Source organism: Candidatus Goldiibacteriota bacterium (genome assembly GCA_016937715.1).
In the GTDB taxonomy this organism is placed as follows: domain Bacteria; phylum Oederibacteriota; class PGYV01; order PGYV01; family PGYV01; genus PGYV01.
Genome location: JAFGWA010000033.1, coordinates 1 through 13,799, shown reverse-complemented (window position 1 = coordinate 13,799; position 13,799 = coordinate 1). Strand labels below are relative to the sequence as shown.

13 protein-coding genes are annotated in these 13,799 nt (G+C 42.5%); all 13 read left to right on the top strand.

Annotation, left to right across the window (positions count from 1 at the left end):
* Positions 1-29: 29 nt before the first annotated feature.
* The 13 genes from JXR81_04115 (at position 30) to JXR81_04055 (ending at position 13,624) form a co-directional block, all read left to right on the top strand.
* On the top strand, positions 30-1,286 hold the full coding sequence (locus JXR81_04115) for a PorV/PorQ family protein (protein ID MBN2754032.1): 1,257 nt from the start codon (positions 30-32) through the stop codon (positions 1,284-1,286).
* A 45-nt stretch (positions 1,287-1,331) separates the two neighbouring features.
* Positions 1,332-4,409, top strand: coding sequence for a tetratricopeptide repeat protein (locus JXR81_04110; protein ID MBN2754031.1), 3,078 nt, complete (start codon positions 1,332-1,334; stop codon positions 4,407-4,409).
* 29 nt (positions 4,410-4,438) lie between these two features.
* The gene (locus JXR81_04105) at positions 4,439-5,173 is read left to right on the top strand and encodes a MotA/TolQ/ExbB proton channel family protein (GenBank protein MBN2754030.1); all 735 of its coding nucleotides are present in this window, start codon (positions 4,439-4,441) and stop codon (positions 5,171-5,173) included.
* Complete coding sequence (locus tag JXR81_04100) at positions 5,154-5,564, top strand: biopolymer transporter ExbD (protein ID MBN2754029.1); 411 nt, start codon at positions 5,154-5,156, stop codon at positions 5,562-5,564. Before JXR81_04105 ends, JXR81_04100 begins: the two co-directional genes overlap by 20 nt.
* A gap of 25 nt (positions 5,565-5,589) precedes the next feature.
* The gene (locus JXR81_04095; GenBank protein MBN2754028.1) at positions 5,590-6,009 is read left to right on the top strand and encodes a biopolymer transporter ExbD; all 420 of its coding nucleotides are present in this window, start codon (positions 5,590-5,592) and stop codon (positions 6,007-6,009) included.
* 1 nt (position 6,010) lies between these two features.
* Complete coding sequence (locus JXR81_04090) at positions 6,011-6,949, top strand: TonB family protein (GenBank protein MBN2754027.1); 939 nt, start codon at positions 6,011-6,013, stop codon at positions 6,947-6,949.
* Between the two features lie 5 nt (positions 6,950-6,954).
* The gene (locus JXR81_04085) at positions 6,955-7,860 is read left to right on the top strand and encodes a hypothetical protein (protein MBN2754026.1); all 906 of its coding nucleotides are present in this window, start codon (positions 6,955-6,957) and stop codon (positions 7,858-7,860) included.
* Between the two features lie 4 nt (positions 7,861-7,864).
* The gene (locus JXR81_04080) at positions 7,865-8,440 is read left to right on the top strand and encodes a hypothetical protein (GenBank protein ID MBN2754025.1); all 576 of its coding nucleotides are present in this window, start codon (positions 7,865-7,867) and stop codon (positions 8,438-8,440) included.
* 99 nt (positions 8,441-8,539) lie between these two features.
* Complete coding sequence (locus JXR81_04075; protein MBN2754024.1) at positions 8,540-9,517, top strand: 6-phosphofructokinase; 978 nt, start codon at positions 8,540-8,542, stop codon at positions 9,515-9,517.
* Positions 9,518-9,526: 9 nt separating this feature from the next.
* Positions 9,527-10,930 carry an MBL fold metallo-hydrolase gene (locus tag JXR81_04070; GenBank protein MBN2754023.1) on the top strand — a complete coding sequence of 468 codons (1,404 nt, stop codon included), beginning with the start codon at positions 9,527-9,529 and terminating at the stop codon, positions 10,928-10,930.
* Entirely contained in the window at positions 10,927-11,580 is a 654-nt protein-coding gene (gene ftsE / locus JXR81_04065) for a cell division ATP-binding protein FtsE (GenBank protein ID MBN2754022.1), read from the top strand. Before JXR81_04070 ends, ftsE begins: the two co-directional genes overlap by 4 nt.
* A complete protein-coding gene (locus JXR81_04060; protein ID MBN2754021.1) occupies positions 11,577-12,455 on the top strand; it encodes an ABC transporter permease in 879 nt (292 codons plus the stop codon). Before ftsE ends, JXR81_04060 begins: the two co-directional genes overlap by 4 nt.
* Positions 12,452-13,624, top strand: a complete 1,173-nt coding sequence (locus tag JXR81_04055) for a peptidoglycan DD-metalloendopeptidase family protein (GenBank protein MBN2754020.1) — start codon at positions 12,452-12,454, stop codon at positions 13,622-13,624. Before JXR81_04060 ends, JXR81_04055 begins: the two co-directional genes overlap by 4 nt.
* Positions 13,625-13,799: the final 175 nt, after the last annotated feature.

Sequence of the window (13,799 nt, the reverse complement as noted above, 5' to 3'; positions counted from 1 at the left end):
TTATTAACATATAACGCAGGAGGATATTAATGAAAAAATTACTGCTGGTGATATCAATTTTAACGGCTTTTTCGGCTGTTTCTTTGGCCAATGGCGATTACGGGACTCCTGGCGAGTTCTTAAACTGGGGAGCAGGCGCGCGTTCGCTTGGTATGGGCAAAGCTTTTACCGGCCTTGCAGATGATGCTTCCGCGGTTTACTATAATCCCGCGGGGCTTGCGCAGCAGAACCCTTACCAGCTTACGCTTATGCACGTTTTATTATATGAAGATACCATGTATGATTTTGCCGCGGCATCCGTGCCGTTTTCCGGCGTTGGAACTTTTGGGCTTGCTTATGTACGCCTTGGTTCTTCAAATTTTGACGGCAGGTCGGAATTATGGGAAGCAATGGGTAATTTTGATATTTCAAATCAGGCAATTTTCATCTCTTACGCGCGCGATATCGTGGGGCCTTTAAGCGCGGGTATAAATCTTAAGGTTATTATGGAATCCGTATTTGATAAAAGCGGCGCGGGTTACGGCGCTGACCTGGGTTTAATGTTTGTCCCGTCTGAATATGTAAGTTTTGGTTTAAGCGTAATTAACGTTCTTCCGCCGGCGGTAAAACTTGACACTATGACAGAGACTTTCCCTATGGTAATTAAATTTGGCATAGCGGGAAAATTTCTGGGTGAAAGGATTATACCCACTCTTGACGTGGAAAAAGAACTTTCAAATAAAGATTTAAAATTTAAAATGGGGCTTGAAGTTTACCCGTTAAATGACCTTGCCATAAGGGCGGGTTTGGATGAAACGGAAATAACTTTCGGCGCCGGTTACAAGTTCCTTAAACACTATAAGGTTGATTATTCGCTTTCGTCTCAGGAATTATCGCAGCAGCTGGGCGTGCTTGGCATGACTCACAGGGTATCATTTACGTTTATGTTCGGCGGTTTTGACGTCAATGTAAGCGCGGAACCAAAAATATTCTCTCCCGTGGGGACAAGAAAAAACACCACGCTTACAATTTACGCAAGTACTAAATACCCCATAACGGAATGGGAGCTTAATATAATAAATGAAGATGATGATGTTGTAAGAAGCTACAGCGGCGATGATAATCCGCCGGTATCAATCATATGGGACGGCAAGGACGACCGCGGACTGCCCGTATCGGACGGCGAATACAAATGCGTAATGAAAGTAATTGATAAAAACGGAAAAGTAAACGAATCAGGCGCTGAAAGCGTCAAAATATCAAGCGCGCTTCTTAATCAGCCGGGCACGATAGAGCTGGAAGAATAATTAAAAGGCCGCTTAAATAAAAACCATTATTGAAAAGGTGAAAAAATGAAATTAAAAATTACGTTTTTGGTTATAATCCTGTGCGCTGCCGTATCTGTGCCGGTATCCGCGGAAGATGACAGGGGAAAAGAAATTTCCAAAGACTGGCAGGCCGCGATAGAAGCTTACAAAGCGGCGCCGGACGCGTCTGAAACCATAGAACGTATGAACAATTTTGCCGAACGCTGGAAAAACACCAATAGATTTGAAGCTGCCAGGGCAAAGTATCTTAACGCGGAAATATTTTATAAGTCAAAGAAATATCAGGCGGCGCATGACGCTTATAAAAAAGTTGTAGATGAATTCGGTTCGTCGCCATACGCGGATTCGGCAATGTATAAGATGGGCGAATGCCTTTACAATATGGGCAAATACACGCAGGCAATAGAACTTTTAACCAATTTCAGGTTTAAATTTTCATCAAGCGTTTTTCATATGGAAGCTGTTTATGTGACGGCGCTTTCGCACCTTAACCTTCTTGAATATAAAAAAGCGGACAGGGAACTTACCCAGTTTCTTGAAAAGAATCCGTTCTATGCGGCGGATGAAAAAGTAAAACTTATAGGCGGCATCATAGATTTTTATCTTGAAAGGTACGATGCGGCCGCTGAAAAACTTAAAAGGATAAAGACTGATGCGGCGTATTATTACCTTGGCCACAGCCTTACGAAATCCGGCAAATATCTTGAAGCCGCCACCGCCTTTAAAAAACTTGGCGAAGAGTTTAAAACAAGCAAATACCTTGAAAGCGCGCAGTATAATAAAGCGGAGGCTTTTTATAAAGGGCTTAATTTCCCGGTTGCCGCCGCTGACTATAGAACCTTTTTGTTAAGGTTTCCCACAAGCGAACTTGCGCCTTACGCTTCTTTAAAATACGCGTCCACGCTTTTTAATGACAGAAAGTATAAAGAAGCGGCAAAAGCATACGATAATGTTATGGCGGGAAACGGCGACGCAAGGGTAAAAGCTTATGCCAGGTATTTATCGGGCGAATGCGCAAGGATACTTAATGACAATAAAGGCGCGCTTGTTTCTTATGAAAAAGTTATAAGCGATTATCCCACAATATATGACGCGCTGGCTTCCGCGCAGTTAAGGGCCGGCTGGTGTTATCTTAACCTTGGGCAGTATGACAAAGCGGAAGAAACTCTTACAAGTTTTACTCAGAAATTCACCACTCATGATGACATTGCCACGGGTTATTACCTTTTAGGCAATGCCAATTACAATAAAAAACAGTATGACCAGGCTGTGGCGCGTTACAGGTTTATTCTTGAAAAATTCAATTACGGCAATATATCGGAAGCCGCGCTTTTAATGATGGCGCTTTCATACTATAATCAGAAACAGTATGATATGGTTGCCACGGAAGTGGCGCATTCATTAAATCAGCTTTCCGCCAAATTTAAGGATCCTGAAGGCAAGAAAATAAGGGCAAGGTCGTATTTTTACCTTGGGCAGGCTTATTTTAAAACCGGTCTTTTTGGGCCTGCCGCGAAGGCATTTAAGTCCATACTTGACGACTATTATGAAAGCGACATTACAAATGAAGCAAGGGCAAACCTTGCCTGGTGTTATTATGAACTTGAAAATTTTCAGGGCGCAAGGACAATGGCAAGGGATGTAATAAACAGCAATCTTTCAAATTCCGAAGTTAAGAACGCGTGCGAAATATTAATAGCGCACTCTTATTTCAGCGAAAAGAATTTTGAAACGGCAATCAGCAAATACACGGAATTTGCCTATGCCCACGCCAAGGATAAAGACGGCGAACTTACCGCCGAAGCTCTTTTTCAGAAAGGTAAAGCCCAGGAGATATTGGAAGCGTATGGCGACGCGCTGGAATCGTGGAAAACATCCGCTATTAATTATCCCAAAAGCAAAAGGGCGGCGGAATCAACATTTAAAGCCGCTGACATTTATTTTAAAGCCCAGCAGTATCAGACCGCGATAGACTGGTACAGGCAGGTAATGGCAAAGTTTCCTGACACTGAATTTGCCGAAGATTCAATGCTTGCGATAGCGGAAGTTTATTACAATTCGGGCAAAGAAGCGGATGCCGTCAAAGCGTACAATGATTTTCTTAAAAAATACCCTGACAGCAATAAGATACAGAACGTGGAAGAGGGAATGCAGAGGGCTATGTTTGTAAAAGCGGAAAAACAGGAAAATCCCGACATGATGCTTGAATTTTACGAAAAGTATCCGGAAAGCAACCTGGCTATGAACGCTTTATATTCAGGGGCGGAACTTTACTATAAAAACAATAAATTTGAAAAAGCCATTGATACTTTTAATAAATTAATAGAGCAGTTCCCCAATGATTCAATGGCAATAAACGCCAACTATTATGTGGCCGCCTGTTATCAGGAACTTAAAAGGTTTGAAGACGCGATTGCGGCGTATAAGGCTTTTGTTAAAAATTATCCCAAACATGAACTTGCGGCTGAAGTTACCTTTAACCTTGCCACCACGGCTTTTCAGGTTAAAAACTACCCCGAAGCGATATTTTACTACGAACGCATAAATGAAAAATATCCCGACAGCCAGTACGCGAATAATTCAATGTATAATTCCGCGCTTGCTTACACGGAACTTGGCAAACATGATAACGCCATAAAAATTTACAATGATTTCATGGTAAAATTCGGGGATGATGATAAATCCAAAGGTTTAAAGGCGTACATAGCGCAGATATATTTTGAACAGAAACGTTATGTGGAAGCGCTTAAGGCGTTTGAAGAGGTTTATCAGACAGGCACCGATGAAGAAAAAATTCAGGCGCTTTATACAATGGGAAACATATACGGCACCACTGAAAATTTTGAAAAGCAGATAGAAACGTATAACAGGTTAATTGACGTTAAGCCTTCTGACAATGTGTACAGGTTAAACGGGCTTATAGACCTGGCCGGCAAATATGAGGAAAAACAGGCGTGGAAAGACGCGGTAAGGATTTATGAGGTGATTAAAATAAGTAAAGGAACAAAAGAATACGTTGATTTTGCCGCAAACAGGATTCCCACGATACAACAGGCATACCCGGAAGTTTTTAAAGCAAAAGAGCCCGGGGCAAAAAAATAAGATATCATATCAAATAAGGAGGAAGTAGAATGAAACGCAGTTGGACATTGGTTTTAACTTTTGTACTTTCAGTGTTTTTTGCCGGAGCTGTTTTTGCGGCGGAAGGCGGGGAAGCGGGCGGATATCAGATTGACACGCTTCAGGTTTTAAGAAGCAGCTGGGTTATTATACTTATGCTTGTGCTTTCAATAGTTGTGGTGGGCGTAACAGTGGAAAGGTTCATGTATTTTCAGAAAAACAAACTTGATTCAGATAAATTTATGGCCAAGATTAAAGGTTATATAGTTGATAAAAAGTTTGAAGAAGCGGAAGAGTTCTGCAAAAATACAAAAGGAAACGTTCCAAAAGTTATCCTTGAAGGGCTTGAAAACAGGTTTCTTCCAAGGGAAGAAGTTTCAAAACTTATGGAAGTTGCCCATATGGAACAGAAAATAAACATGGAACGCTACCTTGGCGTCCTTGGAACCCTGGGTAACATTTCCCCGTTTATAGGGCTTCTTGGAACGGTTCTTGGTATTATAAAAGCTTTTAAAGACCTTGCTTCTTCAGCCGGCGGAGGGCCAGAAGTTGTTATGGTAGGTATAGCCGAAGCCCTTATAGCCACGGCTGCAGGCCTTGCGGTTGCTATTCCGGCCGTTGTTATGTTTAACATATATACAAAAAGGGTAAAAAACATAGCTGTGGAAATGGAAGCTATGGCTAAAAAAATGCTGGTATTACTTGCGAACTACGCGGAGGGCTCCAATGCAGGCCGGAGGAAATAGCGACGAAGGGATAACAAATATAAATGTTACCCCGCTTGTAGATATCGCGCTTGTTCTGGTTATCATCTTTATGGTAACCGCTCCTATGACGGTGCAGTCCGGTATAATTGTCAACAGTTCAAAGGTGACTGCGTCAGTCGGAAAAAGCACCAAAAGCGACGCCATACAGGTAAAACTTACGGCAAGGTCCATACTTATCAATAATAATAAAGTGGAGCCTGACCAGTATGTTGCGCAGTTAAAGGCGCTGCTTGCAAAAAATGAAAAAAAACTGGTTATGATAACCACTGACAGGGTGGTGCAGCACGGTACGCTTGTCACCATACTTGACGAATCAAAAAAGGCGGGCGCTAAAACGCTTACCCTTATGAAAGAAGAGAAAAATAAATAAAAATTAATAAATCCGGAGGAAAGACATGAGTGTTGATGTCGGTGAAGACGCAGATCCGATAACGGAAATAAACGTAACGCCGCTGGTTGACGTCTGCCTTGTGCTTGTTATCATATTTATGGTAACGGCGCCCATGATGACGCAGTCAAAACTTTCGGTGACGCTGCCCAAAGCAGCCACGGATGAATCTAAAAATGAAGACCACGTGACGATAACGATAGATAAAGACGGCAAGATAAACGTTAATGAAACCGTGGTATACAGCATTGCCCAGATGGAGCCCGTTCTGGCAAGGAAACTTGCGCAGTCTGATGAACAGGTGGTAATTATAAAAGCGGATGAACTGCTGGAAAACGGCACGGTTATGGATGTAATGGAAGCCGCAAAAAAGGTTAAACCCAAGAAAATATACTTTGCTACCCAGCATAAAAAAGAGGGGATATAAAATGTTTGCCGGCGATTTTGACGTAAAGGGAACTTCGGGAAGTTTTGCTTTTTCAATAACAGTACATATACTTGCGTTTTTAATGTTTTTGTCTTTTCAGGCAAAGCAGAAAAGGACACTGGCCGATTATACTCTTACCGAAATAACAATGATGGAAACGGTTCCGGACGAGCAGAAGCCGGTGGAAATACAGAAACCCAAAAGCATGGCGGATATGTTTAAGCAGTTAATCCCCATTAAACAGTCTGCGCCCAAGGTGGAACTGGCCAAACCCCAGGCAATGATGGAAAAACCAAAGCTTGAAATGTCCAAACCGCAGGCATTGGCGCTGGACAAAATGGCAAAGCTTGACCCGGCAATGAAAAAAATTGATATAAGCAATGAAATCGGCAAGACGAAATTATCACCCGCGCAGATTAAAGCTGTGGAGCTTAACCAGTCGCAGCAAAGGCAAATAGCCACTACTTCGCAGAAAGTCTCTTTAAGTTCGCAGAAGCCTTCCACAAGTTTTCTGCCTTCGGCAAGGCCGGGCATAAGCACAATGAAGTCTTCACAGCCGGCTTTAAAACCTGAAACAATTAAAATAGACAAACCCACTCCTGTTGTGAAAGCGGCGGCGCAGGAAAAAATAGAGATAGCCCCAAAAAAAGGCGCTCTTTTAATTACCGGGCAGATTGCCAACAGAAGGGTGTTAAGGGCTGCAAAACCCACGTATCCTTTGTGGGCGCAGGAAAAAAATATTCAGGCCGAAGTATTTATTAATGTAACCGTTAAACCTGACGGAAGCGTCAAAGATAACGCGTATATACAGACATCATCAGGTTATGGAGAATTAGACCAGCTTGCCATGGAAGCGATAATGCAGTTTATGTTCTCGCCTTCGGTGGGCTCCGCCGATGAATCCGGAGTCGTAGTATTCAGATTCCAATTAGAGAGGTGATATTAATGAAAAAAACGGCTGTATTAACGGCCTGCATTTTCGCGCTTGTAATATTTTCCGCGGTGGTTTTTGCCGCGGAAGCGGGTCAGGGCGCGGATTCCGGGCAGGAAATTGTAGTAAAAGGGCAGCTTAAAATTAAAATTCAGACAGAGAAACCGGATATGGACATCAAAACGGATATAAATGAAACTGCCGGAAAAGTAATAAAGACAGAAGAAGCTTTTCTGTCAATGGCGCCGGAAGACATTAAGAACGTTAAGATGAGCCTTCCTGATTCCGTATATGAGGAACGCGCGGACTATCACCCTAACTTTGATTACTTTGAAGAAGCCCCTATTTTCAACCTGGCGCTTAAAAAACAGAATATAGAAATTGAAAAGTGGACATTTAAAGTTACCGACCTTGCCGGCAAAACAGTAAAGCTTATTAAGGGCAGCGGCAACATGCCGGAACAGTTTGTATGGGACGGTTTTGACGAAGAAGGCTATATCTTAAGGATGAACTCCGGATATACTTACAGGCTTTATTGGATGGATAAAGCGGGAAATCCGGGGGCGGTTAACAGAAAAGAGCCCCGTGTGGTTAACGCTATTAAGTATAAGATTGACGGGACTCTTGTTTTGGAAGCGGCTGAAGCCATGATGTTTCAGGCAAAAAGAAGGGAAAGGCTTACGGAAGAAGGCAAAAACGCGATTGAAGAGATAAAAGATTATATTAAGATGAGCAACCTGTATCCTGTTGTCGTAAGGGTATATTCGGATGATGAAGCTGTTGCAAACGAACAGATAAGGACCCTTCAGAAAGTTGTGGTGGAATCCTTAAAACTTCCAAAAAATAACTTTAAGTTTGAAGCATATAAGGATATCAATGTACCAAAAAACAGGCGCGTAGTATTCAGGATAAAAGGATAAAATTTTGGCATATTTAAAATACAGGGGAACCATATCCCACAGGGAAGTTATCAGGGAACTTGAAGAGGAACTTGCGGATATATCGGCAATAAGCGGGTGGAAATACCAGTTTATAACGGAAAATTTCCATACCATGAGCAGAAAGACAAGAACCGCCCCTGAACCGGAAGAAATTACAGGTCCGGAGTTCGGCGGGGAAATAAGAAAAGTAAGCAGCGCGGAGGTTTTTCTTGACGGAATTTCACTGTTTATCGGCATGGGAAACGACCCGTTGACATTTTCATTTGATAAAAACGGAAGTATGGCGGCCGTATCAATGCAGCTTGTGGATGACCCGATATCCACCGGTAAAATTACCGTAAAAAAATATGAATTTATGTACAGCCCGTATATTAAAATGTTTACAAGAAACGCGGAACATCACATAAAAGCCGTTAAAGTGCTTGATTACATTAAAAAGAAATATGTCACCGACCTTGAAGTCATAGATACCACCATGTACTGGGAAACAAGGGATGAAGAAGAATTAAAAGTGATGATGTGGAAGTCCGCGGGCAAAAACAGGCAGATAAGCATTTAAAAAAATAAATTTTTAATATCAATTACCCCGTTTAAATCATACAGCCGGCGGCTTTCAGCGCCGCTAATCCAATTTTAAAAATTCAAAGGAGCTTTAATCATGGTTAAACGCATTGCCGTAATGACAACCGGAGGCGACGCGCCCGGTATGAACGCCGCAATAAGGGGCGTGGTAAGGACCGCCATAGGGTTAGGAATGGAAGTATACGCCATTGAAGAGGGTTTCAGCGGCCTTCTGCAGAACATGTTCAAAAAGATGGAATCATATTCGGTGAGTAATATTGTAAATAAAGGCGGCACTATATTAAGGACTGTGCGGTCAAAAGATTTCAGGATTCCCGCAAAAAGGCACGAAGCTTACGCGTATCTTAAGAAGAATCTTATAGACGGACTTATAGTAATAGGCGGCGACGGGTCAAGGATGGGGGCTTATACGGTAACTAAAGAAGCGGGGATACCAACGGTATTTATACCGGCTTCAATTGATAATGATGTTTATGGCACCGACTTTACAATAGGATTTGACACGGCGGTCAACGTGGCGCTTGAAGCCATTGATAAGATAAGGGACACAGCGGCATCGCATGAAAGGGTGTTTATTGTGGAATTAATGGGAAGGGAGCATGGTTTTTTAACTCTTGAATGCGGGATAACCGGGGGCGCGGAAATAATTCTTATACCTGAATTTAAAAAAGATTTTAACCTTTTAAAGATTGCTAATACCTTAAAGGCAGGCATAAAAAGGGGCAAAAGCAGCAGCATAATAGTTATGGCCGAAGGGCTTGGCAGCGGTATTGATTTTGCCGTTAAGCTTGAAAAGAAACTGGGTTTTGAAGTGCGCTGTTCCGTGCTGGGTTATATTCAAAGGGGCGGCACGCCGACAGCAAGAAGCAGAAAACTTGGGCTTAGTTTTGGATATAACGCCGTAAAACTGATTAAGAAAATGAAAACAGGCGAAAGCAAAATGGTGGGAATTCAGGGTAATGATATTGTGATTCATGACATGAAAAATGTAACCGGAAAAGAAAGGGATATTGATAAAGATTCTTACGAAATGAATAAAATATTTTCTTTATAGGAGAATCCCTTGCTAAAACTAAAGTTCAGCGGAGCGGCACGTGAAGTTACGGGGTCTTTTCACATAATAGAAAAAGACGGTAAAAATTTCGCGATAGACTGCGGTATGATACAGGGCAAAAGGAAAGAAAGTTATGAAAGAAACAGGCAGTTTCCGCTGCCTCCGTCAGACGTTCAGGCCATGATATTAACACACGCGCACATTGACCATTCGGGAAATATTCCCACTTTTACTTCTCAGGGTTTTAAAGGGGATATCTATTCCACTTATGCCACAAAAGATTTATGTTCAATAATGCTGCCGGATTCCGCGTTTGTGCAGTTAAAAGACCTTGAATACGTAAACAGAAAAAGGATAAAGCAGGGAAAAGCGCCTTTTGAGCCTCTTTATACGGAAGCTCAGGCGGAAGCCGCGTTAAAGCAGTTTGTTCCAAAAAATCTTGGGGAAAATTTTCCGCTGACAGACGGCCTGTACGCCTACCTTCTTAACGCCGGGCATATCCTTGGTTCTTCCATGGCTGTTGTAAAACTTAAAGAAGGCAATAAGAAGATTAAAATCTGTTTTTCCGGCGATTTGGGAAGAAAGTCGCTGCCAATTTTAAAAGATCCGGATGAAATATATGATGTGGATTACCTGATACTGGAAAGCACTTACGGCGGCAGGGACCACAAGGCGATAGACACAGCGCAGGACAGGCTTTCAATGATAATAACAGAGACCTATAAGAAAAACGGCAGGGTGATAATACCTGTTTTTGCGGTGGAACGCACGCAGGAAATGCTTTATGTTTTAAATCAGCTTGCCATAGCGAATAAAATACCGGCAATGCCCATATTTGTGGACAGCCCGCTTGCTATTGAGGCGACGGAAGTATTCAAAAAACATTCGGAGTGCTTTGACGAGAAAATGATGGATTATATTGCCAACAACAATAATCCTTTTTATCTTGAACTTGTAAGATACACCAGGGACGTGGATGAATCTATGGCGATAAACGAATATAGAAAACCGTGCATAGTCCTTTCCGCGCAGGGTATGTGTGAAGCGGGCAGGATACTGCACCATTTAAAGAACGGCGTGGACAACCCCAATAATACAATCCTTTTCGTGGGATATCAGGCGGCAAATACGCTTGGCAGAAAGATTGTAGAAGGGGAAAGGAATATAAAAATCTTCGGCGAACCGCACACGGTGCAGGCAAGGGTGGAAAAGATAGATGAATTTTCCGGGCACGCGGGCCAGTCTGACCTTGTGGAATTCGTGAAAAAAGCTTCGGGGCCAAAGTTAAAAAAAGTGCTGCTGGTGCACGGGGAAGAAGAAGAACAGAGAGAATTGATGAAAGCGTTAAAAGACGCCGGGATTGAAAATGTTTACAATCCCGAGCCGGGATACGTAGAGGTGATAGACCCTTGATTAAATTCAGCAGGGTATTTAAAGTTTACGAAAAAAACATACAGGCGCTGACTGACATTAATTTTGAAGTTCAAAAGGGCGAATTTGTATTTTTAACCGGGCCTTCCGGCGCGGGTAAAACCACAATTTTAAAACTTCTTTACAGGGAAGAAACCCCGGATATGGGCAGCATTGTGGTGGACAATACGGATATTTCACACCTTTCCCACGGCAAAGTGCCGTTTTACAGGCGCGGGATAGGTTTTGTGTTTCAGGATTTTAAACTTATATTTGAAAGAAGTATCTATGAAAATCTGGCACTGCCGCTTGAAATCACGGGAGCGCCGGAAAAATTCATAAAACATACTGTCATGGAAAGCCTTGAAAAAATAGGGCTTGCAGGCAGGGAAGACCATAATCCGTGGCACATTTCCGGCGGAGAAAAACAGAAAGTGGCAATAGCAAGGGCGCTTATAATGTCGCCGCCCGTGCTGTTAGCCGATGAGCCCACCGGAAACCTGGATGAAACAAGCGCGTCGGAAATAATGAAGATGTTTAAAGACGCCAACGCGAAAGGCACAACCGTGCTTATGGCAAGCCATAATAAAGAAATTATTTCAAACAGCGGTTTTAGGTCTGTAAAACTGCGCGGCGGGAGAATAGAAGAATGAGGCTGTTTAAAGAGGTTGCCCTTAACTTTAAAAGAAGCGGGTTTATGAGTTTTGTTTCCATAGGTACAATTATACTGGCTGTCACTATGCTGGGCGGGTTTTATATAATTCACACAGTGGTTAACTTTGCCGCGGATGAAATGCAGAATAAAGTGGAAGCTGTGGTGTTTTTAAAGGACGGCACAACGGCTGAAGAAATAAAATTGCTTGGCGATGAGATTGCCGGCATGAACGGGATAAAAGAAGCAAAGTATATTTCCAAAGACGACGCGTATCAGGACTTTGCCAAAGATCCGGAAATGCAGAAGATTCTTGGTTCTTTTGAAGGAAACCCGCTGCCGGATTCCATAGCCGTAAAGTTTACGGAATACAAAGCGCAGGAGATTAAAAACGCGGTAAGCGTTATACGGTCAAAGCCCGCGGTGGAAGAGGTGGAATACGGCGCGGCTGAAATAGAGCACCTTTTAAACGTAATTAATGCCGTAAAATACATAGCGGGAGCGGCGGGTATAATTTTCATGATTGCCGCGCTGCTTGTGGTGTCAAATATAATAAAATTAACCATCTATAACAGAAGGCAGGACATTTATGTGTTAAAAATGGTGGGCGCGACAGGCGCGGACATACGCCTTCCGTTTATCCTTGAAGGGATTATACACGGCTTTCTGGGCGGGGTTATGGGCTGGCTTATATTGTATGGCGTGGTGTCTTTTCTGATGTTTCAGGTGCAGAAGGAAACAGGCATAGATTTATCGGCGTTTTACGCGTTTGATAAAACACTTTTATCGGTTCAGTTTATACTTGGAATGACCGGCGCGGGGTCGCTGCTGGGTTTAACCGGAAGTTTAATGTCGCAGGGAAGGATATTTAAGTGAAGTTAAGCAGGCTGTTGGTTTTAACATTAGCGCTTTTATTCTTTGCCGCGGGGCTTTTTGGCGCGCAGGCAAAGGATTACAGAAAAATATTAAAGGATAAAAAAAGCGAGCTTAGCGATGTTAAAAAAAGGATAGCGCAGGAAAGAAAAAAAATAGCAGCTGAAAAAAAGCAGGAAAAACTTACCGCGGGCTCGCTTAGGGGGATTGAAAAAGAAATTGATATCACCCGCAAGGAATTAAGGGTGTTTGAAAACAATATAAGCGTGGTTACCGAAGGGATAAAAGATCTGGAAACAAGGATAGCGCAGGCGGAAAAAGAGATGCAGGACAGGGAAAATGACGTAAAAGAGATGCTTGCAAAGCAGTACAAGAAAAAAGAAGACAGTTACATAAAACTTATCTTTAAATCCAAAGATATGGGGCAGCTTATCCGGCGGTACAAGTTCACCAAAATTCTGGGCAGAAAAAATGTTGAAAAAATTAATACTTATAAAAACCTTGTTGTTGAACTTGAAAATGACAAAGCAGCCCTTGTAGAATACGGCAATGAACTTAAAGCGCTGAAAAACGAAAAGAAAGACCGCGAAAAAAGGATACAGAACGAAATGTGGCGCAAACACGTCACCCTTAAGAATATCAGGAATAATATCAACCGCAGAACTCAGATGATTAAGGAACTTGAAAAAAGCGCGGCGAACCTTGCAAAACTTATGGAAAAGCTGAAAGTCAGCGCGGATTTATCGGACGCAAGCGCGGCAGAGGCGTTTGGCAAAAAACGGGGAAGCTTTCCATGGCCCGTGGACAGCAGGAACATTCTTGCGAAATTCGGCAAGTTTAAACATCCAAAATTCGGAAGCATAATTTATAACAGGGGAATTCACATAGGCGCCAAATACGGTATGCCCGTATATTCGGTATTTTCAGGGATAGTAAAATACGCTGACTGGTTTGAAGGCTACGGGAAAATGATAGTTATTCAGCACGGCGGCGGATATTACACGGTTTACTGCCATTTATCTGAAATTCTGGTGAATGAGGGGTCAAAGGTGGGGATTAAGAACGTGATAGCCAAAACCGGCGACACAGAGTCGTTTTACGGGGATGAATTATACTTTGAAATAAGAAACACCAAAGGGACTCTTGACCCGCTAAAATACCTGATAAGGTGATTTTTTTGTATATGGTTTTTTAGGTCGTATTTTTTTAATGTAGAGACGTACCATGGTACGTCTCGGTTTTGTATTGATGTCTTTGAACTTGTAGGGACATCTATGTAAAAAACAGTCAATAAAAAAAGTATCCCTATATGAAAATTAAGCGTAAATTTTCATTGACTGTACTCCC